This is a genomic window from uncultured Cellulomonas sp. (assembly GCF_963527515.1).
In the GTDB taxonomy this organism is placed as follows: Bacteria; Actinomycetota; Actinomycetes; order Actinomycetales; family Cellulomonadaceae; genus Cellulomonas.
This window is the reverse complement of the sequence record NZ_CAURTV010000008.1, coordinates 60708-80743: the sequence shown is the minus strand read 5'-3', so window position 1 is coordinate 80743 and position 20036 is coordinate 60708. Positions and strand designations below refer to the sequence as shown.

The 20036-nt window shown below is 73.2% G+C and carries 20 protein-coding genes and 3 tRNA genes; 12 read left to right on the top strand and 11 right to left on the bottom strand.

Going from position 1 to position 20036, the window contains the following annotated elements; genetic code table 11:
- Window positions 1-1722 (top strand): carbohydrate-binding module family 20 domain-containing protein (locus tag RYN42_RS04385; protein WP_315094059.1); only part of this gene is annotated, 1722 nt, incomplete at its 5' end.
- A 250-nt stretch (window positions 1723-1972) separates the two neighbouring features.
- Complete coding sequence (locus tag RYN42_RS04380) at window positions 1973-3346, top strand: FAD-dependent oxidoreductase (protein WP_315094057.1); 1374 nt, start codon at window positions 1973-1975, stop codon at window positions 3344-3346.
- 47 nt (window positions 3347-3393) lie between these two features.
- Here the strand turns inward: RYN42_RS04380 and RYN42_RS04375 are convergent, their stop codons facing one another.
- The 3 genes from RYN42_RS04375 to RYN42_RS04365 are packed head-to-tail and all read right to left on the bottom strand — an operon-like array spanning window position 3394 to window position 5875.
- Window positions 3394-4173, bottom strand: a complete 780-nt coding sequence (locus RYN42_RS04375; protein WP_315094055.1) for an amino acid ABC transporter ATP-binding protein — start codon at window positions 4171-4173, stop codon at window positions 3394-3396.
- Window positions 4170-5036, bottom strand: a complete 867-nt coding sequence (locus RYN42_RS04370; protein WP_315094053.1) for an amino acid ABC transporter permease — start codon at window positions 5034-5036, stop codon at window positions 4170-4172. Before RYN42_RS04370 ends, RYN42_RS04375 begins: the two co-directional genes overlap by 4 nt.
- The gene (locus RYN42_RS04365; protein WP_315094051.1) at window positions 5033-5875 is read right to left on the bottom strand and encodes an ABC transporter substrate-binding protein; all 843 of its coding nucleotides are present in this window, start codon (window positions 5873-5875) and stop codon (window positions 5033-5035) included. Before RYN42_RS04365 ends, RYN42_RS04370 begins: the two co-directional genes overlap by 4 nt.
- A 107-nt stretch (window positions 5876-5982) precedes the next feature.
- Here RYN42_RS04365 and htpX point away from each other — a divergent pair, with 107 nt between their 5' ends.
- Entirely contained in the window at window positions 5983-6867 is an 885-nt protein-coding gene (htpX, locus tag RYN42_RS04360; RefSeq protein ID WP_315094049.1) for a zinc metalloprotease HtpX, read from the top strand.
- Window positions 6868-6870: 3 nt separating this feature from the next.
- Here htpX and RYN42_RS04355 read toward each other — a convergent pair whose 3' ends face one another.
- Entirely contained in the window at window positions 6871-7377 is a 507-nt protein-coding gene (locus RYN42_RS04355) for a YajQ family cyclic di-GMP-binding protein (protein ID WP_315094047.1), read from the bottom strand.
- Between the two features lie 150 nt (window positions 7378-7527).
- Here RYN42_RS04355 and RYN42_RS04350 point away from each other — a divergent pair.
- Window positions 7528-7609, top strand: a tRNA-Tyr gene (locus RYN42_RS04350).
- Window positions 7610-7687: 78 nt separating this feature from the next.
- Window positions 7688-9781, top strand: coding sequence for a DEAD/DEAH box helicase (locus tag RYN42_RS04345; protein ID WP_315094045.1), 2094 nt, complete (start codon window positions 7688-7690; stop codon window positions 9779-9781).
- Here the strand turns inward: RYN42_RS04345 and RYN42_RS04340 are convergent, their stop codons facing one another.
- On the bottom strand, window positions 9782-10240 hold the full coding sequence (locus RYN42_RS04340) for a hypothetical protein (RefSeq protein WP_315094043.1): 459 nt from the start codon (window positions 10238-10240) through the stop codon (window positions 9782-9784).
- Between the two features lie 127 nt (window positions 10241-10367).
- On the opposite strand from RYN42_RS04340, the gene RYN42_RS04335 reads away from it, so the two are divergent.
- The 5 genes from RYN42_RS04335 to RYN42_RS04315 all read left to right on the top strand — a co-directional run bounded on the left by RYN42_RS04335 (window position 10368) and on the right by RYN42_RS04315 (window position 11694).
- Window positions 10368-10440, top strand: a tRNA-Thr gene (locus RYN42_RS04335).
- 60 nt (window positions 10441-10500) lie between these two features.
- Window positions 10501-10574, top strand: a tRNA-Met gene (locus RYN42_RS04330).
- An 82-nt stretch (window positions 10575-10656) separates the two neighbouring features.
- Window positions 10657-10824 (top strand): 50S ribosomal protein L33, encoded by a 168-nt coding sequence (gene rpmG / locus RYN42_RS04325; protein WP_315094042.1) that lies wholly within the window; start codon window positions 10657-10659, stop codon window positions 10822-10824.
- Between the two features lie 10 nt (window positions 10825-10834).
- Window positions 10835-11284: a MaoC family dehydratase N-terminal domain-containing protein gene (locus RYN42_RS04320; RefSeq protein ID WP_315094041.1), complete on the top strand. Its 450-nt coding sequence runs from the start codon at window positions 10835-10837 to the stop codon at window positions 11282-11284.
- Window positions 11281-11694 (top strand): MaoC family dehydratase, encoded by a 414-nt coding sequence (locus tag RYN42_RS04315; RefSeq protein WP_315094039.1) that lies wholly within the window; start codon window positions 11281-11283, stop codon window positions 11692-11694. Before RYN42_RS04320 ends, RYN42_RS04315 begins: the two co-directional genes overlap by 4 nt.
- On the opposite strand, the gene RYN42_RS04310 is transcribed toward RYN42_RS04315, so the two are convergent.
- Window positions 11687-12754 carry a LacI family DNA-binding transcriptional regulator gene (locus RYN42_RS04310; RefSeq protein WP_315094061.1) on the bottom strand — a complete coding sequence of 356 codons (1068 nt, stop codon included), beginning with the start codon at window positions 12752-12754 and terminating at the stop codon, window positions 11687-11689. The two genes, RYN42_RS04315 and RYN42_RS04310, sit on opposite strands and share 8 nt — an antisense overlap.
- Before the next feature lie 244 nt (window positions 12755-12998).
- On the opposite strand from RYN42_RS04310, the gene RYN42_RS04305 reads away from it, so the two are divergent.
- Window positions 12999-14249: an MFS transporter gene (locus RYN42_RS04305; protein WP_315094038.1), complete on the top strand. Its 1251-nt coding sequence runs from the start codon at window positions 12999-13001 to the stop codon at window positions 14247-14249.
- A 58-nt stretch (window positions 14250-14307) separates the two neighbouring features.
- A complete protein-coding gene (locus RYN42_RS04300) occupies window positions 14308-15408 on the top strand; it encodes a UDP-N-acetylmuramate dehydrogenase (protein ID WP_315094060.1) in 1101 nt (366 codons plus the stop codon).
- Here RYN42_RS04300 and RYN42_RS04295 read toward each other — a convergent pair.
- The 5 genes from RYN42_RS04295 to RYN42_RS04275 form a co-directional block, all read right to left on the bottom strand.
- Window positions 15330-15785 carry a GntR family transcriptional regulator gene (locus RYN42_RS04295; protein ID WP_315094036.1) on the bottom strand — a complete coding sequence of 152 codons (456 nt, stop codon included), beginning with the start codon at window positions 15783-15785 and terminating at the stop codon, window positions 15330-15332. The two genes, RYN42_RS04300 and RYN42_RS04295, sit on opposite strands and share 79 nt — an antisense overlap.
- Window positions 15782-16717 carry a hypothetical protein gene (locus RYN42_RS04290; RefSeq protein ID WP_315094034.1) on the bottom strand — a complete coding sequence of 312 codons (936 nt, stop codon included), beginning with the start codon at window positions 16715-16717 and terminating at the stop codon, window positions 15782-15784. Before RYN42_RS04290 ends, RYN42_RS04295 begins: the two co-directional genes overlap by 4 nt.
- A gap of 63 nt (window positions 16718-16780) precedes the next feature.
- The gene (locus RYN42_RS04285; protein ID WP_315094033.1) at window positions 16781-17800 is read right to left on the bottom strand and encodes an adenosine deaminase; all 1020 of its coding nucleotides are present in this window, start codon (window positions 17798-17800) and stop codon (window positions 16781-16783) included.
- Window positions 17797-18483, bottom strand: a complete 687-nt coding sequence (locus RYN42_RS04280) for a response regulator transcription factor (RefSeq protein ID WP_315094032.1) — start codon at window positions 18481-18483, stop codon at window positions 17797-17799. Before RYN42_RS04280 ends, RYN42_RS04285 begins: the two co-directional genes overlap by 4 nt.
- Window positions 18480-20015 (bottom strand): HAMP domain-containing sensor histidine kinase, encoded by a 1536-nt coding sequence (locus RYN42_RS04275; protein WP_315094031.1) that lies wholly within the window; start codon window positions 20013-20015, stop codon window positions 18480-18482. The genes RYN42_RS04280 and RYN42_RS04275 overlap by 4 nt, the downstream gene beginning before the upstream one ends.
- Window positions 20016-20036 lie beyond the last annotated feature (21 nt).

Genomic DNA, 20036 nt, shown 5'->3' with positions numbered 1-20036 from the left:
GTCCTGGCCCTCGCCGGGCTGACCGCCGCAGGCCTCGCCACGGCCCGGCCCGCCGCAGCCGCCCCGGCGACCATGCGCCCCGCCGCCAACCTGTTCCAGTGGACCTGGAACGCCATCGCCCGCGAGTGCACCACCCAGCTGGGTCCGGCCGGCTACGGCTTCGTCCAGACGTCGCCCCCCAACGAGCACGTGGTGCTCGCCGGCCAGTGGTGGACCTCGTACCAGCCGGTCAGCTACAAGGTGGCGTCCAAGCTGGGCACCCGCGCCGAGTACAAGGCCATGATCGACACGTGCCGGACGGCGGGTGTCTCGGTCATCACGGACGTCGTCGTCAACCACATGTCCGGACAGACCAGCGCCGGCACCGGGTGGGCGGGGACCGCGTACTCCGAGGAGCGCTACCCCGGACCCGAGGGCGGCTACGGTCCCCAGGACTTCCACGCCTGCAGGACGAACATCAGCAACTACGGCGACCGCTACCAGGTGCAGAGCTGCCGGCTGGTCGGATTGCAGGACCTCGACACGGGCAGCGACTACGTCCGCTCAGAGATCGCTGCCTACCTCAACGACCTCATCTCGCTGGGTGTCCGCGGCTTCCGGGTCGACGCCTCCAAGCACATCGCCGCGGTCGACCTCGAGGCGATCAAGGGCAAGCTCACCGACCAGAGCGTGTACATCGAGCACGAGGTGATCGCGGGCGGCGGCGAGCCGATCCAGCCCGCCGAGTACTTCGGCTCCGGTGACTCCAACGAGTTCAACTACTCCCGCAACATCAAGTCGGTGTTCCAGAGCGGCAACCTGACCTCGCTCGGCGGGCTCAAGGACCAGTCCTGGCTGCTGCCCACCGACCGCGCCGCGGTGTTCGTCGACAACCACGACACCGAGCGCAACGGCGAGACCCTGAGCTACAAGAACGGCTCGGACTACCGCCTGGCCAACGTGTTCGCGCTCAGCTACCCGTACGGCTGGCCCACGGTCTACTCCGGCTACGCGTTCAGCGCCAACGACGCCGGGGCGCCGCAGCAGAGCAACGGCAAGGTCGACGACGCCGTCTGCGGGCAGGGCACCTGGACCTGCGCGCACCGCTGGAACGAGACCGCGCACATGGTCGGCTTCCGCAACGCCGTCGGCACGGCGGCGTTGACGAACGTCTGGAGCGACGGTGGCCGGCTGGCGTACGGGCGCGGGTCGCTCGGGTACGTGGCGATCAACCGCAACGGCTCCGCGCTGCAGCGCACCTTCCAGACCTCCCTGCCCGCCGGCCGGTACTGCGACGTGATCAGCGGTGCATCGACCAGCGGCGGGTGCTCGGGCACCACGGTCACGGTGGCGCCCGGCGGCTCCGCGTCGTTCACGGTCCCGGCCAACGGCTCCGTCGCCGTGCACGTCGGGCAGCAGGCCGGCGGGACGGCGACGCCCACGCCGACGACGTCGCAGATCTCCTTCGGCGTCAACGCCACGACGTCCTGGGGCCAGAACGTCTTCGTCGTCGGCGACCGCGCGGAGCTGGGCGGCTGGAACCCGGCGAGCGCCGTCGCGCTCTCGTCGGCGACCTATCCGGTGTGGCGGGCTTCGCTGACGCTGCCGGCGGGCACCGTCGTCCAGTACAAGTACGTGCGCAAGGAGTCGAACGGCGCAGTCACCTGGGAGTCCGGGGCGAACCGCACCGCGACCGTGCCGGCCGGCGGGGTGCTCACCCTGACCGACACCTGGCGCAGCTGAGCCGGTCCGGGCGCCGTCCTCCTGTGACGGGGCGGCGCCCGGGCCCTCCGGACGGGGGTGGCGTCGAGCGCGTGGAGGTGTGCGGCGCCACCCCTTCGCCCGTCTCACGGCTGTCCAGATGCTGGCAGCCGACCAAGGCGTGCCTCACCGGCGGTCCTACACTGGCCCCGAGCACAGCCCTGCACCGCGCCGTCGGTCGCGCCCGAAGGCGTCCCGCAGGGCTCCCCTGATCGGAAGGCACCCGCGTCCCGTGAGCACCCCGACACTGCGAGTGGCCGTCGTCGGCGCTGGCCCGGCCGGCATCTACGCCGCCGACATCCTGTCGAAGACCGACCTCGACGTCAGCATCGACCTCTTCGAGCGCCTGCCCGCGCCGTTCGGCCTCGTGCGCTACGGCGTCGCGCCGGACCACCCGCGCATCAAGCAGATCATCGTCGCGCTGCAGAACGTGCTCGGCCGCGGCGACATCCGCCTGCTGGCCAACGTGGACTACGGCACCGACCTCAAGCTGGACGACCTGCGGCAGTTCTACGACGCCGTCATCTTCTCCACGGGCTCCATCCGCGACGCCTCCCTGGCGGTTCCCGGCATCGACCTCGAGGGCTCCTTCGGCGCCGCCGACTTCGTGTCCTGGTACGACGGCCACCCGGACGTCCCGCGCACCTGGCCGCTGGACGCCCAGCACGTCGCCGTCCTCGGGGCGGGCAACGTGGCGCTCGATGTGGCGCGCATCCTGGCCAAGCACGCCGACGACCTGCTGCCCACCGAGCTGCCGGACAACGTCTACCAGACCCTCAAGGCCTCGCCGGTCACGGACGTGCACGTGTTCGCGCGCCGCGGTCCCGCACAGGTCAAGTTCTCCCCGCTGGAGCTGCGCGAGCTGGGCCACGTCCCGGACGTCGACGTCATCGTGTACCCGGAGGACTTCGACTTCGACGAGGGCTCGATGGCCGCCATTCACTCCTCGAACCAGACCAAGCAGGTGGTCAAGACCCTCACGGACTGGACCCTGAAGGAGCCGGAGGAGAACACCGCGAGCCGGCGCATCCACCTGCACTTCCTGCACAAGCCGGTCGAGATCCTGGGCGAGGACGGTCACGTGGTCGGTGTCCGCACCGAGCGCACCGCCCTGAACGGCGACGGCAACGTCACCGGCACGGGACAGTTCCACGACTGGCCGGTGCAGGCCGTGTACCGCGCGGTCGGCTACTTCGGCTCGCCACTGGTGGACATCCCGTTCGACGACGTCGCGGGCGTGATCCCGAACCGCGAGGGTCGCGTGGTCGACGTCGACGGCGAGCACCTGCCGGGCGTCTACGCGACCGGCTGGATCAAGCGGGGCCCCGTCGGCCTCATCGGGCACACCAAGTCCGACGCGTCGGAGACGATCCGCCACCTGGGCGAGGACGTGGCCGAGGGCGGCGACGCGTTCTACACCGCCACCGACCGCGACCCCGAGGCCGTCACCGAGTTCCTGCACGGTCGCGGCGTCGACGTCATCACGTGGCAGGGCTGGGAGCTGCTGGACGCGTACGAGCGCTCGCTGGGCGAGCCGCACGGCCGCGCGCGCGTCAAGCTGGTCCCGCGCGACGAGATGGTGAACGTCTCCCTGGGCCGCTCCTGAGCCAGCGTCCGAGGAAGTGGCTGCTCCAGCGCGCACTTCCTCGGACGCTACGGGCCGGTGATGCGGCGGAGGAACTCGCGCGTGCGGTCCTCGCGGGGGTTGCCGAGCACCTGCGCGGGCGTGCCGCGCTCGTGCACCCGGCCCTCGTGCAGGAAGCAGACCTCGTCGGCCACCTCGCGGGCGAAGCCCATCTCGTGGGTGGCGACGACCATCGTCAGCCCGGTCTGCTTGAGCTCGGCCAGCAGCGCCAGCACCTCGCCCACCAGCTCGGGGTCGAGCGCGCTGGTGACCTCGTCGAGGAGCATCACGGCCGGCTTGCCGACGAGGGCCCGGGCGATCGCGACGCGCTGCTGCTGGCCGCCCGACAGCTCGTCGGGGAACGCCCGCGCCTTGCCGGCCAGCCCCACGCGCTCGAGCACCGCCATCGCCTCGGCCTCGGCCTGCTCGCGTGATGCCTTGTGCACCAGCCGCGGCGCCAGCGTCACGTTGTCGATCACCCGCAGGTGCGGGAAGAGGTTGTAGGCCTGGAACACCATGCCGATCCGGGCCCGGACCGCGTTGGCGTCCAGGCGCGGGTCGGTGATGTCCTGCCCCTCCAGCTCGATCACGCCGTCGTCGACGTCCTCGAGCAGGTCGATGCACCGCAGCAGCGTCGACTTGCCGGAGCCGGACGCGCCGATGAGCACGACGACCCGGTGCGCGTGCACGTCGAGCGAGAGGTCGTCGAGGACCACGTGGTCGCCGAAGGCCTTGCGCACCCCGCGCACGGACAGCAGGGGGCGTGCAGGCAGGGGCAGCGACGGGTCGCGCAGGCGGCCGGGGCTCATCGCAGCGCCCCGCCGCCGGCCAGCGCGCCCTGCGCACCGACCCAGCCGGAGCGTCGCGCGAGCACGTCGGTGAACCGGGTCAGCGGGATGGTGAGCGCCACGAACAGCACCCCGGCCACCACGTAGGGCGTGAAGTTGGCGTAGCGCGCGGTCTCGATCTGCGCCGCGCGGACCGCGTCGATCGCGCCGAGGATGGAGATGAGCCCGGAGTCCTTGGACAGGGCCACCAGGTCGTTCAGCAGCGGCGGGATCACCCGCCGGACCGCTTGGGGGAGCACCACGTGGCGCATGGCCTGCGCTCGGGTCAGACCCAGCGAGCGGGCCGCGGCCACCTGCGACGGGTGCACGGACTCGATGCCCGCGCGGAACACCTCGGCGACGTACGCGGAGTACGTGAGCACCAGCGCGAGCGTGCCGAGCGCGACCGCCGACGTCGGGATGCCCTGCAGCCGCAGCCCGGGCAGCCCGAACCCCACCAGCAGGAGCACGAGGATGAGCGGCAGGCCGCGGAACACGTCGACGTAGCCGGTGGCCAGCGCGCGCAGGGGGAAGAACACCGGGCCGCGCAGGGTGCGGGCCAGCGCCAGGGCCATCGCGACGACCACGATGAGCACCGCGCTGACCACCATGACCCGCACGTTCAGCCAGAGGCCTTCGAGGATGGCGGGCAGCGACGAGGCCGCGACGCCCCAGTCGAAGAACGACGCCTTGACCCGCGGCCAGCCGGGGGAGGAGACGAGCGCCAGGACGGCGACCGCCACGAGCGCGACGGTGGACACCGCCGCGACCGCGGTCGAGCGCCGCGCACGGCTGCGGCGGTAGGCGTCCCGCTCCTGCTGGCGCGGCGAGGCCACCCAGCTCACTGCAGGACCGGGGCACCCGCGGCGTCGGTGAGCCACTCCGCCTCGAGGTCGGCAAGCGTGCCGTCCTCACGCAGCGCGTCGACCGCCGCGGTGACCGGTGCCGTGAGTGCGCTGCCCTTGTCCAGCACGAGGCCGAACTGGTCCCCGCCGGCGCTGTCCGGCAGCTGACCGAGCAGGACCCCGCCGTCCAGCTCGGCCGCGGTGATGTACAGCGCGGTCGGCAGGTCGACGACGATCGCGTCCACCAGCCCGGACGTGAGGGCCTGCTTGACCTGGTCGTTGTCGTTGAACGGAGAGACCGGCGTGCTCGGGTCGATGGTCGCCTGCGCGGCGGTGAGGCTCGTCGTGCCCACCATGGCCCCGATTCGCAGCGACTGGAGCTCGGCGAGCGTCGTGGCGCCGGCGGCGGCCGACCCCTCGAGCGTCACGACGGCCTGCGAGGTCGTGTAGTACGGCGAGGAGAAGTCCAGGTTGGCCCTGCGCTCGTCGCTGATCGAGACCTGGTTCACCGCGAAGTCGAAGCCCTTGGCGCCCGGCGCGATGATCTGGTCGAAGCTGGCGACGGTCCACTCGACGTGCTCCTCGTCGAACCCGAGCTCGGCGGCGACCGCGTAGGCCACCGCGGACTCGAAGCCCTCGCCCGTGGTGGGGTCGCTGCCGACCACCCAGGGCTCGTAGGCCGGGTCTGAGGTGGCGATGGTGAGGACGCCCTCGGTGACCGTGGCGAGCGAGCCGTCGGACGCGCTGGGGGAGCCCCCGGCGGAGTCGTCGGTGGGTGCGCACGCGGCGAGCGCCAGGGCGGTCACGGCGGCGAGGGTGGTCCAGCGGGCTGTGCGCACGGCGGTCTCCGGGGTGTCGGGGGTCGTCGCGCCAGGATACGAGGGAACCTGCAGGTGGCGGCACGCGTTCCACGGATGCACCAGCACGAGGAGAGAGAGCGGCAGAGATGGGTCACCAGCACTTCAACGGCGTGAAGACGGCGGCGCTCTTCGGCGCCATGTGGGCGGTGCTCCTGGGCATCGGCTGGCTGCTCGGGGGCGGCACGTCGCGGTTCCTCCTCCTGTTCACCGCGCTCGGCCTCGTGATGACGGCGTACAGCTACTGGAACTCCGACAAGATCGCCATCCGCGCCATGCGCGCCCGGCCGGTCAGCGAGATCGAGCAGCCCGCCATGTACCGGATCGTGCGCGAGCTCTCCACCGCCGCCCGCCAGCCGATGCCGCGCCTGTACATCTCTCCGACCGCTGCACCCAACGCGTTCGCCACCGGCCGCAACCCGCAGAACGCCGCCGTCTGCTGCACCGACGGCATCCTGCAGCTCCTCGACGAGCGCGAGCTGCGGGGCGTGCTCGGCCACGAGCTGATGCACGTCTACAACCGCGACATCCTCACGTCGTCGGTCGCCGCGGCCGTCGCGGGCGTGATCACGTCGCTCGCGCAGTTCGCGCTCTTCTTCGGCGGGGGCAGCGACCGCGACCGCGGCGGCAACCCGATCGCCGGCCTGCTGCTCGCCCTGCTCGCGCCGCTGGCCGCCACCGTCATCCAGCTGGCGATCAGCCGCACGCGCGAGTTCGACGCCGACGAGGACGGGGCCCGGCTCACGGGCGACCCGCTGGCGCTGGCCTCGGCCCTGCGCAAGCTCGAGCAGGGCACCCAGGCGCGGCCGCTCCCGCAGGACCGCCGGCTCGTCGACGTGTCACACCTGATGATCGCGAACCCGTTCCGCGGTGCCGGGGTGCGCTCGCTGTTCTCGACGCACCCGCCGATGGCCGAGCGGATCGCCCGCCTGCAGGCCCAGGCAGGCCCGCAGGACGGGATCTCCCGCTACTGAGGCTCAGCGGTAGTTGGTGAACTGCAGGTCGGCGTCGACGTCGGCGCCCTTGAGCAGCGCGATCACGGCCTGCAGGTCGTCGCGGCTCTTGCCCGTGACCCGCAGCTCGTCGCCCTGGATCTGCGTCTTGATGCCCTTGGGTCCCTCGTCGCGGACGATCTTGGCCACCTTCTTGGCGGTCTCGCTGCTCAGACCCTCCTTGATGAGGGCCTCGAGGCGGTACTCCTTGCCGGAGGGCTTGGGCTCGGGGCCGTCGTCGCCGCCGGTGTCCAGGGACTTCAGCGAGATGCCGCGGCGGATGAGCTTGGTCTGGAACACGTCCAGCACGGCCAGCACCCGCTCGGAGGAGTTGGCGATCATGAGGATCTTCTCGCCGCTCCAGGCGATCGACGCCCCGACGCCCTTGAAGTCGTACCGCTGGGCGATCTCCTTGGCGGCCTGGTTGAGGGCGTTGTCGACCTCCTGGCGGTCGACCTTGCTGACGACGTCGAACGAGGCTTCGCTCGCCATGGTTCTCCTCCTGCTGCCCTGTCATAGGGGCTGGTCGCTGGGGCCGGTGCGTCCTGTTTCGCTAGCACCGCCCGGGTGTTGCTATCCTTCCACCCGCACGCTGCACGCGCGTTCGCCCCTGGGGCGTCCTCTCGTTCGGCGGGCATCCCCGGCGGGTTACCCGAGTGGCCAAAGGGGGCTGACTGTAAATCAGCTGGCAACGCCTACGGGGGTTCGAATCCCTCACCCGCCACGTTGTGACCACGACCCCGGACCGCCTGCGGCCCGGGGTCGTGTCGTTGGTGTGGGCGACTGCTGGCAGGGTGGGCGCGTGCCCCAGACCACCCGTGACGCCGCCCTCGACGTGCTGCGCCGACTCGTCGGCAACCCGACCGCCGACTTCCACGAGGGCCAGTTCGAGGCCATCGAGACCCTGGTCGACGACCAGCGCCGGGCGCTCGTCGTGCAGCGCACCGGGTGGGGCAAGTCGGCGGTGTACTTCGTCGCGACGATGCTGCTGCGTCAGCGTGGTGCCGGTCCGACCGTGCTGGTCTCCCCGCTGCTGGCCCTCATGCGTGACCAGGTGGCCGCCGCCGAGCGGGCGGGGGTGCGCGCGGTGGCCATCAACTCGACCAACGCGCACGAGTGGGACGAGCTGCTGGCCCGGCTCGCGGCCGACGAGGTCGACGTGCTCCTGGTCTCCCCGGAGCGGCTCAACAACCCCGCGTTCCGCGAGAACCAGCTCCCCGCGCTGGTGCGGCGCCTCGGGCTGCTGGTGGTCGACGAGGCGCACTGCATCAGCGACTGGGGCCACGACTTCCGCCCGGACTACCGGCGCCTGCGGGACCTGATCGCGACGATGCCCGCGGGCGTCCCCGTGCTGGCCACGACGGCGACCGCCAACAGCCGGGTCGTCGCGGACGTCGTCGAGCAGCTCGGCACCGGCGGGACGGACGGCGTCCTGACCATCCGCGGCCCGCTCGCCCGCGCCTCCCTGCGGCTCGGGGTGCTGCGGCTGCCCTCGGCGAAGGCCCGGCTGGGCTGGCTGCTGAGCCACCTGGCCGACCTCCCGGGCTCCGGCATCATCTACACGCTCACGGTCGCCGCCGCGCAGGACACCGCCCGGCTGCTGCGCGAGGCCGGCCACGACGTGCGCGCCTACACGGGCCAGACCGACCCGGGCGAGCGCGAGGACGCCGAGGAGGCGCTCAAGGCCAACCGCGTCAAGGCCCTCGTCGCGACGAGCGCGCTGGGCATGGGCTTCGACAAGCCCGACCTCGGGTTCGTGCTGCACCTGGGTGCCCCGTCGTCGCCGGTCTCCTACTACCAGCAGGTGGGCCGCGCCGGCCGCGCCACGGCGAGCGCCGACGTGCTGCTGCTGCCCGGGCCCGAGGACCGCGACATCTGGCAGTACTTCGCGACGGCCTCGATGCCCGACGAGGACCGGGCGCAGCGCGTCATCGCCGAGCTGTCGGACCGCCCGCTGTCGACGCCCGCCCTGGAGGCGCGCGTCGACATCCGCCGGACCCCGTTGGAGCTGCTGCTCAAGGTCCTCGACGTCGACGGGGCGGTGCGCCGGGTCCAGGGCGGGTGGGTGGCCACGGGCGAGCCGTGGACCTACGACGCCGAGCGGTACGCGCGCATCGCCGCCGCGCGCCAGGCCGAGCAGGAGCACATGCTCGAGTACGAGCGCACGGACGGCTGCCGCATGGAGTTCCTGCAGCGCAGCCTGGACGACGAGACGGCGGCCCCGTGCGGGCGCTGCGACTCCTGCGCGGGAGCCTGGTACCCGCAGGAGGTCGGGCAGGGGGCCGCGGCCTCCGCCGAGCGCTCGCTCGACCGGGTGGGAGTCCCGGTCGAGCCGAGGGCGCAGTGGCCGACGGGTGCGGACCGCCTCGGCCTGCCGGTGCGCGGCAAGATCGCCGCCGAGGAGCGGGCGACCGAGGGGCGTGCGCTCGCCCGGCTGACCGACCTCGGCTGGGGTAACGCCCTGCGAGACGTCTTCGCGGCGGGCGCCACCGATGCACCCCTGACTCCCGCGATGCTCGCCGGGTGCGTCCGCGTGCTGGCCGAGTGGGGCTGGGACGAGCGCCCGACGGCGGTCGTCGCCCTGCCGTCGCGCCGGCGACCGCTGCTGGTCGACTCGCTCGCCCGGGGCCTCGCCGAGATCGGCCGGCTGCCGTACGCGGGTGCCCTGGAGCTCCGGGACGGCGGGCCGACCGGCCAGCCCGGAGGGAACAGTGCGTTCCGCCTGGCGGGGGTCTGGGGTCGGTTCGACGCCTCGGCGCTCACGCTGCCGGTGGGGCCGGTGCTCCTGGTCGACGACCTCGTGGACAGCCGCTGGACCATGACCGTGGCCGCCCGCGAGCTGCGCCGCGCGGGTGCGACGGACGTGCTGCCGTTCGCGCTCGCCGTGCGGGGCTGATCAGCCGGCGCAGGTGTAGGTGCCCTCCGTCAGCGAGACCGTCGTGCCCTCGTACAGCGTGTCGAACATCCCGGCGTCCTGCGCCGAGGCGAACGCGATGCCGACGCCGAGCGGGTCGGCGAACCCGGTGAGCCCGGCCAGCTGCTCCTCGGCGCCGCTCTGGCACGCCGGGTCGAACGGCAGGGTCGGGTAGCCGAGCGCGGACAGGGAGTCGATGGTCGGCTGCAGCGTCGTCGTGTCGCCCTCGCCCGTCTGGACGACGTCGGTCCAGACCACCCAGAACGGCTCCGCCGTGGCGGTGGGGTCGATCGCGGTCGGCCAGGTGGGGGCGGTCGCGTCGGCGGGCGAGGCCTCGTCCGGCGTGTCCGCGGGGTCGTCTCCCGTGCACGCGGCGGTGCCGAGCAGGAGGGTGGCACTGAGCAGGAGGGCAGCAGCGGTGCTGCGTCGGGGCTGGCGCATGGGCCGGATCGTGGCACGGGGGGCAGCGAGGGGACCACGAGTGAATCGATTAGGCAGTGCCCGCGCGGAGGCCTCCGAGGGGCCGATTTCGCGAGCACGCCACGGCCCGTGTAACCTTGCTCGCGCTGCCCCGATAGCTCAGTCGGCAGAGCGTCTCCATGGTAAGGAGAAGGTCAAGGGTTCGATTCCCTTTCGGGGCTCTGTGGTGTGTTCGAAGGAAGTGCCGTGATTGCGCGGCACCGCTCCGGGCGCATCGACATGGCGGGGTAGCTCAGGTGGTTAGAGCACACGGCTCATAATCGTGGTGTCGCGGGTTCGAGTCCCGCTCCCGCTACCGCCAGTGACACAACAGTGCGTCGGCCGGCGCACAACGACGAGAACGCGGTACCCGTACGGGTGCGAGAGGTGACAAGACCATGGCCAAGAGCTCGGACGTCCGCCCGAAGATCACGCTCGCCTGCACAGAGTGCAAGGAGCGGAACTACATCACGAAGAAGAACCGTCGGAACGACCCCGACCGTCTCGAGATGAAGAAGTTCTGCCCCCGCGACAACCGTCACACCCTGCACCGCGAGACCCGCTGACCTCGTCCCGATGCCGGTCGACGTCGGGTACGCGGGTCGTCAGTACCCGCCGACCGCTGCCTACGAGGTAGGCCGCCAGAAGCTCCAGGAGTTCGCCGACGCGGTCGGCGCCTCCCACGCAGCCCACACGGATCCGTCGGTGGCGCACGCGCTCGGGTATCCCGACGTGATCGCGCCGCCGACGTTCGCCGTCGTGGTGGCGCAGCGGGCCGAGGCCCAGCTGTTCGAGGACCCCGCCGCGGGGATCGACTTCAGCCGCGTCGTGCACGCCGACGAGCGGTTCACGCACCACCGGCCCATCCACGCGGGCGACCGGCTGGTCACGGTGCTGCACGTGGACTCGATCACCGTGCGCGCCGGACTGGCCATGATCACCACGCGCGCGGAGATCTCCGCGCAGGACGGTGAACCCGTCAGCACGGTCATCTCCACGCTGGCCGTCCGCGGGGAGGACGCATGACCGACGCCCTGACCGTCGGCGACGAGGTCGCCCGCCGCGAGATCACCGTCGACCGCGCGCGGCTGGTCCGGTACGCCGGCGCCAGCGGCGACTTCAACCCGATCCACTGGAACGACCGCGTCGCCACGTCCGTGGGTCTGCCCGGCGTCATCGCGCACGGCATGTGGACCATGGGCGCCGCGTCCAGCGTGGTCGCCGACTGGATCGGGGACCCCGGCGCGGTGCTCGACTACCAGGTCCGGTTCACGCGGCCCGTCCCGGTGCCCGACCCCGGAGCCGCGACCGTCGAGGTGCGCGCGATCGTCGGTGCGCTCGACCCCGAGGCGGGTACCGCGCGCATCGACCTGACGGTCTCCGTCGACGGCGTCCGCGTGCTCGGCAAGGCCCAGGCGGTCGTCCGCCTCAGCTGACGTCCGGCGCCGGCCCGGTCGTCGTGCCGATCCGCAGCGTCACCGGCAGCTCGCACCGCGACGGTCCCTCGCCGGCCAGGAAGGCCGCCACGGCGTGCCCGACGGCGGCACCCTTCTGTGCGAGCGGCTGCACCACCGTGGTCAGCACGTCCGGCGCCAGCCAGGGCAGGTCGAGCCCGTCGAAGCCGCTGACCGACACGTCCTGCGGCACGCGCAGCCCGAGCTCCCGCGCGCCGAGCACCACCCCGGAGGCCAGCAGGTCGGACTGGCACGCGATGGCGGTCGGCCGGTCCGGACCGGAGAGCAGGGCTGTGCCTGCGGTGCGCCCGTGCTCCACCAGCGACGCCGGCGTCTCCCAGATCGCCACGGGGGTGACCCCCGCGTCGGTGACGCCGGACAGGCGGCGCCGCGTGATCTCCCAGTTGAGGTGACCCATCTGGTCGGGCGTGACCAGGCCCTCGCCGCGCGCGCGGTCGAAGGGGAGCGTCACCGAGGCGATCCGCGTGTGGCCGAGCGCGAGCAGGTGCTCCGTCGCCTGCCTCATGCCGCCGCGGTCGTCGATGCCCACCGACGCCACGTCCGGCAGCGGCTGCCCTTCCACGAGCACGGTGGGGGTGCCGCGGCGCCGCAGCGCGCCGAGCATCGGGTCGTCCGTGGTGCCGCCCCACATGATCACGGCGACGTCCATCGCCGCGGTCTCCAGCAGGGGGTCCACCGCCGGTCCCGCCGGGTCGCTCGAGCCGGGGATGAGCAGGACGCCGAGGTCGAGCGGGCCGAGCGTGCTGACCAGCCCGTCGAGGACCTGGATCGAGACCGGGTCGCGGAACGACCGGCCGAGCGAGTCGCCCACCACGACGCCCACGATCCCGGACCGGCCGCGGCGCAGCTGGCGCCCGAGCGGGTTGGGGCCCGAGTAGTCCAGCGCGGCGGCCGCGTCGAGCACGCGCTGGCGTGTGGCGGCGGCGATCGGTCCGGCGCCGGAGAACGCGAGCGAGGCGGTCGACACCGACACGTGCGCTGCCGCGGCGACGTCGGCCAGGGTGGGGCGTTGCGGAGACAGGGGTCAGACCTCCGGATCGGCGCCGCGGACCGGGGTCACGCGGCGCGCGGGCGAGCGCACGGTTGACGCAGCGGCCAGCGTACCCGCAGAATGGCCGCCTCCCTCAAATCGATTCGACCGGCCGCGACGACGCACGATCGAATCGATTCGATCCACAATGCGCGGCGCGCATCCGGGCGAGCCCGCGCGCCGCACCCACGGGACACAGCAAGATCGGACAGGACTCATGAGCACCGGAGGGCCGATGACGACGCCGGCAGGGCACGACGACGAGCTGACCCGACCCTCGGTGCCGGTGGCGGCCGCGCGGGCGGTCGAGCGGGCGTCGGTCGCCGTGTTCGTCGTCTTCTTCCTCAACGGGTTCAACTTCGCCAGCTGGGCCGCGCGCCTGCCCGCCATCCGCGACGGGCTCGACTTCTCGCCCGCGCAGATGGGTCTGCTGCTCCTGGTCGGCTCGGTGGGCTCCCTGGTCTCGCTGCCGCTGTCCGGGATGGTCGTCGAGCGCCTCGGTGCCCGCCGCACGGTGCTGGCGTTCGCGATCCTCAACGCCTCGGGGCTCGTCGTCGCCGCCGTCGGCGTCGCGCTCGGCCAGGTGCTCGTCGTCGGCCTGGGCCTGGTCCTGTTCGGGATCGGCACCGGGGTCTGGGACGCGTCGATGAACGTCGAGGGGGCCGTCGTCGAGCAGCACCTCGGCCGGACCGTCATGCCGCGGTACCACGCCGGCTTCTCGTTCGGCACGGTCGCGGCCGCGGGGATCGCGGCGGTCGCCGCCGGGCTGCACGTGCCGGTCGTCGTGCACATCCCGATCGCGGTCGCGCTGTCCGTGATCGGCGTCGCCGTCGCCGTCCGGACGTTCCTGCCCACCGCGGGAGAGCCCGAGGTCCGGCACGCGGACGACCGCCCGGAGAAGGGTGCGCGCGGTGCGCTGGCCGCCTGGCTCGAGCCGCGGACGCTGCTCATCGGGCTGGTCGTGCTGGCCGCTGCCCTCACCGAGGGCTCCGCCAACGACTGGGTCAGCCTCGCGGTCGTCGACGGCTTCGACGTGCCGGACGCCGTGGGTGCCGTCGCGTTCGCCGTCTTCGTCACGGCGATGACGGCCATGCGCTGGTTCGGCACGACGATGCTGGACCGGTACGGCCGCGTGACCGTCCTGCGGCTGTGTGCCGCGCTGTCGCTCGTCGGGCTCCTCATCTTCGGGCTCGCCGGCCCGCTGTGGCTCGCGGCCGTGGGCATCGTCGCCTGGGGTGCGGGCGCCGCGCTCGGGTTCCCGGTGGGGATGAGCGCCGCGGCGGACGACCCGCTGAGGGCCGCACAGCGCGTCAGCGTCGTGTCCACCATCGGCTACAGCGCGTTCCTCGCCGGCCCTCCGCTGCTCGGCCTGCTCGCGCAGCACGTCGGCTACCGGCACGCGCTCCTGGTCATCATCGTGCCCATCGTGCTGGGTCTGCTCGTGGTCAACGCCGCCGCGCCGCTGCGCAAGGACCGCGTAGCCTGACGGGGTGCAGAACGAGCTGAGCACGGCGGACTGCTCGCCGGCGACCGTCCCCCCGGCGATCGTCTGGCCGGCCCGCAGCACCCCCTCGTCGACGCTGGCGGACCTCACGACGCTGCGGGTCGGGGGAGCGCCGACGCGGTACGTCGAGACGACCACCGAGGCGGACCTCATCGACGCCGTCCGCGCGGCCGACGCCGGCTCCGAGCCGCTCCTCGTGCTCGGCGGCGGCTCGAACCTGCTCGTCTCCGACGCGGGGTTCGACGGGGTCGTGGTCCGGGACGTGCGCAGCGGGATCGAGGTGCCCGACGCCTCGGCCTGCGCCGGCGCCACTCTCACGGTGCCGGCCGGCACCCCCTGGGACGACGTCGTCCGCTACGCGGTCGAGCAGGAGCTCACGGGCATCGAGACGCTCTCCGGCATCCCCGGCTCCACGGGCGCGACGCCGGTGCAGAACGTCGGCGCGTACGGCCAGGAGGTGTCGCAGAGCATCGCCACCGTCCGGGTGTGGGACCGCGGCCGGCAGAAGGTCCGCACGCTGCCGCTGGTCACGCTGGCGTTCGGCTACCGCACGTCCGTGCTCAAGCGCTCGATGCGGGCGGCGGACCCGGCCGACCCGCAGGCGCCCTGGTCGCCCACCCCGCGCTACGTCGTCCTCGACGTGACGTTCCAGCTCCGCCCCGGCTCGCTGTCCCGCCCGATCGCCTACGCCGAGCTGGCCCGCACGCTGGGCGTCGAGGTGGGCGGCCGCGCTCCGTTGGCGGACGTGCGCGACACCGTGCTGGCCCTGCGCGCCCGCAAGGGGATGGTCCTCGACCCGGCGGACCACGACACGTGGAGCGCGGGCTCGTTCTTCACCAACCCGCTGCTCCGACCGGCCCAGGCCGCCTCGCTGCCGGACGACGCCCCGCGCTTCCCGGCCGAGGGTGACCGCGTCAAGACGAGTGCCGCCTGGCTGATCGAGCGGTCGGGGTTCTCGCGCGGGTTCGGCGCGCCCGGTCCCGCCACCCTGTCCACCAAGCACACGCTCGCCCTGACCAACCGCGGGGGAGCGAAGGCCGAGGACCTGCTGGCCCTGGCCCGTCAGGTGCGCGACGGGGTCCGGTCGGCCTTCGGGGTCGAGCTGGAGCCCGAGCCCGTGCTGGTGGGCGTCACGCTCTGACGCGTGCCGCCCTGCCGCCCGAGCAGGGCGCCGTGCACCAGCACGAGCGCCTCGTCGTCGGTCAGCCCGGCCGCCCGCACCGCGGTCACGTACGTCTCGGCGGCCCGGCGCGCGAGGTCCGTCGGCACGGAGGCACCCTCGGCGATCACCGTCCCCGCGCGGCGGCGCGTCTCGACGACGCCGTCGGCCTCCAGCTCGCGGAACGCGCGCGCCACGGTGCCGGCGGCGAGCCCCAGGTCCGTGGCCAGCGCGCGGATGGTCGGCAGGCGGTCGCCCGCGACGAGCCGCCCGGCGGCCACGTGCGCGACGACCTGCGCGCGGATCTGCTCGAACGCGGGGACACCGGAGGTCAGGTCGACCTCGAGCTGCGCGGTCATGCCGTCTGGGGCTGGGTCGACGGCCGACCGGCGGACTCGACGGACTGGTCCGCGGACTCGTGGGCACGGCGTGGCGCCCCCGCGGACCGCCAGGCCACCACGGCGCCGACGACGACCAGTACGGGTGCGGCGAACATCCCGGCCATGGCGAGCCCGACCAGCACCGGGCTGCCCAGCTGGATGCCGTCGAACGGGCCCTCCTGGGTCCTGCGCAGGGCGTCGGCGGCGTAGAAGAGGCAGCCGGCCAGCGTCCACGCCAGGACCAGCTGGACCCCGCCCAGGAGCCGCCGGGCGGACAGCCGCCGCAGGGCGGTGTCGTCGCTCGGCGCGGCGTCGCTCACCGCGGGGCGGCGCGCGACGAGCGCGAGCACCCCGACGCCGGCGACGAGCACGACGAGCGCACCGAGCCCGAGCGGGACCCCGTAGTACCACCCGGGGAAGGGGCCGGCGCCGGAGGACGCACTCTCGGAGAGCCGCCAGGTCAGCGAGCGGCCGTCGGCGTCGGCGGCCACCCCGCACACCACGAGCAGGACACCCAGGGCAGCCGTGCACGACGCGACGAGCCGGACCAGACCCGCCGGTGCGAGGTCGCGCAGCCCGCGGCGGGCGAGCGGTGCGCGCCGGACCGTGCCGGTCGGACGCGGCCAGGTGAGCTCACCCACCGCCAGGACCGCCAGGAATGCCAGCCCGGCCGATGTCGGGATCAGGCCGACCTCGAAGCCGTGCAGGATCGTGGACGCGCCGAACAGCGCCACGAGCTGGGTGCCGAGCAGCACCGTCCAGGCGACGGTGGCGACCCGGCGGGCATGCCGCACGGCCGCGAGCCACGCCTCGGACGTGCTCAGCGGGCCCAGGGAGCGCACGGGGCGCAGCGCCACGCCGACGGCCACGCCGAGCAGCAGGAGCACGGCTATCGGATACAACCCGGCCATCGGAGTTCCTCTCTGTATCAATCAATCAACTGATTGATACAATGACGCCTGCACTGACGCGAGTCAAGCGCCGAGCCACGCGTCCACCCCCGCCAGCAGCCGACCCCGGACGTCGGCGGCCGCGCGGCTGGCCCGGATGGAGGACCGCGCGAGCCCCGCGAGCTCCTCGTCGGAGAACCCGTGCACGTCCCGCGCGATCGCGTACTGGTCCACCAGCCGCGAGAGGAACAGCAGCGGGTCGTCGGCACCGAGAGCGACCGTGGCTCCTGCCTCGACGAGCGCGCGCAGCGGGACGTCGGCGGCCGACGCGTACACGCCGAGCGAGACGTTCGACGCGGGGCACACCTCCAGCGCGACGCCCTCGTCGACCACGCGCTCCAGCACCCGCGGGTCCTCGGCGGACCGCACGCCGTGCCCGAGCCGGTCCGGGCGCAGGTGGCCGATCAGGTCCTCGACGTGCGCGGGACCGAGCAGCTCCCCACCGTGCGGCACCGAGGCCAGCCCGGCCCGGCGGGCGATCGCGAACGCGGGCGCGAACTCGGACGTCTCCCCGCGGCGCTCGTCGTTGGAGAGCCCGAACCCCACCACCTGGCCGGGACCGTCGCCCGCGTGGTGCGCCGCCAGCCGGGCGAGCGTCCGCGCCTCCAGGGGGTGGCGCATCCGCGACGCCGCGACGACGACCCCGACGTCCACCCCGGTGTCGAGCGAGGCCTGCCGGGCCGCGTCCAGCACGATCTCCAGCGCGGGCGTCAGGCCGCCGACGAACGGCGCGTACGACGTCGGGTCCACCTGGATCTCCAGCCGGCCGGATCCCTCGGCCGCGTCGTCCTGGGCGGCCTCCGCGACGATCCGGCGCATGTCCGCCTCCCCGCGGACGCAGGCGCGGGCGGCGTCGTAGAGCCGCTGGAACCGGAACCAGCCCCGCTCGTCCGCGGGCACGTGCAGGGGGTCGGTGTCGAGCAGGGCGGCGGGGAGCCGTATGCCGTGGGTCGTCGCGAGCTCGGCCAGCGTCGAGATCCGCATCGAGCCCGTGAAGTGCAGGTGGAGGTGGGCCTTCGGCAGGAGGGCCAGATCCCTGCTCACACGCCTGCCGGGGACGTCGCGTCGATCAGCCGGTACCCGACGCCTCGGACGGTGTCGAAGTGCTCGGCGCCGACCTTGCGGCGCAGGTACCGCACGTACACGTCGACCACGTTGGACCCGGGGTCGAAGTCGAAGCCCCACACCTCCGACAGCAGCCGCTCGCGCGTCAGCACGTCACCGGGGTGACGCAGGAACGTCTCCGCCAGCGCGAACTCCCGCGCCGACAGGTCCACCTCCTGCGTGCCCACCTTCATGCGACGCGTACGCAGGTCCAGCTGGAGGGCGCCGTGCCTGAGCACCGACGCCTCGCCGGCGGCAGCGCCCTGGGCGCGCAGGCGCAGACGGACCCGGGCCAGCAGCTCCTCGAAGCGGAAGGGCTTGGCCATGTAGTCGTCGGCCCCGGACTCCAGACCCGTGACGGTGTCGGTGACGGACGAGCGCGCGGTCAGCACGATGACCGGGACGGTCTCGCCGGCCGCGCGCAGCCGGCGCAGCACCTCGAACCCGTCGATGTCCACCAGCCCCAGGTCGAGGATGAGCAGGTCCACGCCGCCCGCGTGCACCTGGGTCAGAGCCTCCTCGCCGGAGGTCACCGCGCTCGTCTCGAAGCCGGAGGCGCGCAGGCCCTTGGCGACGAACGCGGCGATGCGTTCCTCGTCCTCGGCGATGAGGATGTGGGTCATAGGTACTCCACCAGCTCGGTGACGGGACGGGGGTCGCCGTCCACCAGGTCGACGGCGGGCAGGTCCAGCACGAAGACCACGCCGGGCCCGACGTTAGCCGGTGGTTGCTCCACGAACACACGGCCGTGGTGGGCCCGCGCGATCGCGGCGACGATCGGCAGGCCGAGGCCCGCCCCGTGGGGGACACGGTCCGCCTGGCCGCGGTGGAAGCGCTCGAAGATCCGGTCCGTCTCGTCGGCCGGGACGCCCGGCCCCTCGTCGCGCACCCACAGCAGCAGCCGGCCGTCTGCCACCTCGCTGCCCATGCGCACCGTCGAGCCGGGCTCGGAGTACCGGTACGCGTTGGCGAGGAGCTGCAGCCAGGCCTGCGTGATGCGCTGGGCGTCCAGGTGCACCGTCACGTCCGCGCGCGCGGCGACCACCCACCGCCGGTCGCCCAGGCCGCGGGCCTTGTCGTGCACGTCGTCCGTGAGCCGTCCGACGTCGGTGGGGGCGATGCGGACGAAGTCCGGACGGTCAGCGGTGGCCAGCGTCACCAGGTCGTCCACGAGCCGCTGCATCCGGTCGAGCTCGTCGAGGGCGAGCGCCTGCGTGGTGCGGACGTCGTCCGGGTCGTCGGCGTCGACGAGCTCCAGGTGCCCGCGCACGATGGTCAGCGGGGTCCGCAGCTCGTGGCCCACGTCGTCGAGGAGCTCTCGCTGCGACCCGAAGGCCCGCTCGAGCCGGTCCAGCATCGCGTTCACGGTGCGCGCGAGGTTGGACAGGTCGTCCTTGCCGGTCACCGTGATGCGCTCGGACAGGTCGGACTCGGTGATCCGGCGCGTGGTCTCGCGCAGGAGGCGGATGGGGCGCAGCAGGCGTCCGACCACGAACCACGCGACGACCGCGATGACGGTCAGAGCGCCGAGCCCGACCGCGGAGTAGGTGAGGAACGTCCTGCGCAGGCTGGACATCTCGGCGGACCGGTCGAAGGCGACGACGAACATCCCCGTGCCCGGGTCTCCCGGCAGCAGGACCGGGACGGCGATCAGGCGGTACCGGGTGGTCGACGTGCTGACGGTCCGGGGGACGGACGGGCTGTCGGTGGGGAGGCCGGCCAGGACCTCGACCAGCTCGAGGTCCTGCTCGAGCCGGACCGAGCGGGTCTCCGTTCCGGGCACCCACTTCGGGTCGCCGTCGATCAGCGTGACGATGCCTTCGTTCTTGCCGGGCACCCGACTGCGGACACCCTGCTTGAGAACAGCGCTCACGTTGGCGAAGGGCTGGTTGGTGAGAGGGTCCTCCTTTGCCTGCACGCTACGCAGGGCCGCCACGGCCCGGGCCAAGGAGTTGTCCATCCGGTCGTCGGTCTCCGCCGCTTGCAGGGCGAACGCGGTGCCGCCGGCGATCATCACCGTGAGGGCGGAGAGCAGCACCACGGCTGTGAGCAGCCGCGCGCGGACGGTGAGGTGCGCGAGCGTGCGCTGGTAGGCGGGGAGCGACCCCGTCGTGGTGCCGGGGACCTCGGCGCGAGGGTCGGCGCTGCGTGGCATGCAGGCAAGTATGTCCGGCAC

What these genes read in the sequence shown, in the direction of transcription:
- RYN42_RS04375 (WP_315094055.1), bottom strand. Translation starts at nt 4,173, where the DNA reads ATGAGCCCCGGCCGCCTGCGCGACCCGTCGCTGCCCCTGCCTGCACGC.
- htpX (WP_315094049.1), top strand. Translation starts at nt 5,983, where the DNA reads ATGGGTCACCAGCACTTCAACGGCGTGAAGACGGCGGCGCTCTTCGGC.
- RYN42_RS04355 (WP_315094047.1), bottom strand. Translation starts at nt 7,377, where the DNA reads ATGGCGAGCGAAGCCTCGTTCGACGTCGTCAGCAAGGTCGACCGCCAG.
- RYN42_RS04340 (WP_315094043.1), bottom strand. Translation starts at nt 10,240, where the DNA reads ATGCGCCAGCCCCGACGCAGCACCGCTGCTGCCCTCCTGCTCAGTGCC.
- rpmG (WP_315094042.1), top strand. Translation starts at nt 10,657, where the DNA reads ATGGCCAAGAGCTCGGACGTCCGCCCGAAGATCACGCTCGCCTGCACA.
- RYN42_RS04320 (WP_315094041.1), top strand. Translation starts at nt 10,835, where the DNA reads ATGCCGGTCGACGTCGGGTACGCGGGTCGTCAGTACCCGCCGACCGCT.
- RYN42_RS04315 (WP_315094039.1), top strand. Translation starts at nt 11,281, where the DNA reads ATGACCGACGCCCTGACCGTCGGCGACGAGGTCGCCCGCCGCGAGATC.
- RYN42_RS04305 (WP_315094038.1), top strand. Translation starts at nt 12,999, where the DNA reads ATGACGACGCCGGCAGGGCACGACGACGAGCTGACCCGACCCTCGGTG.
- RYN42_RS04295 (WP_315094036.1), bottom strand. Translation starts at nt 15,785, where the DNA reads ATGACCGCGCAGCTCGAGGTCGACCTGACCTCCGGTGTCCCCGCGTTC.
- RYN42_RS04290 (WP_315094034.1), bottom strand. Translation starts at nt 16,717, where the DNA reads ATGGCCGGGTTGTATCCGATAGCCGTGCTCCTGCTGCTCGGCGTGGCC.
- RYN42_RS04280 (WP_315094032.1), bottom strand. Translation starts at nt 18,483, where the DNA reads ATGACCCACATCCTCATCGCCGAGGACGAGGAACGCATCGCCGCGTTC.
- RYN42_RS04275 (WP_315094031.1), bottom strand. Translation starts at nt 20,015, where the DNA reads ATGCCACGCAGCGCCGACCCTCGCGCCGAGGTCCCCGGCACCACGACG.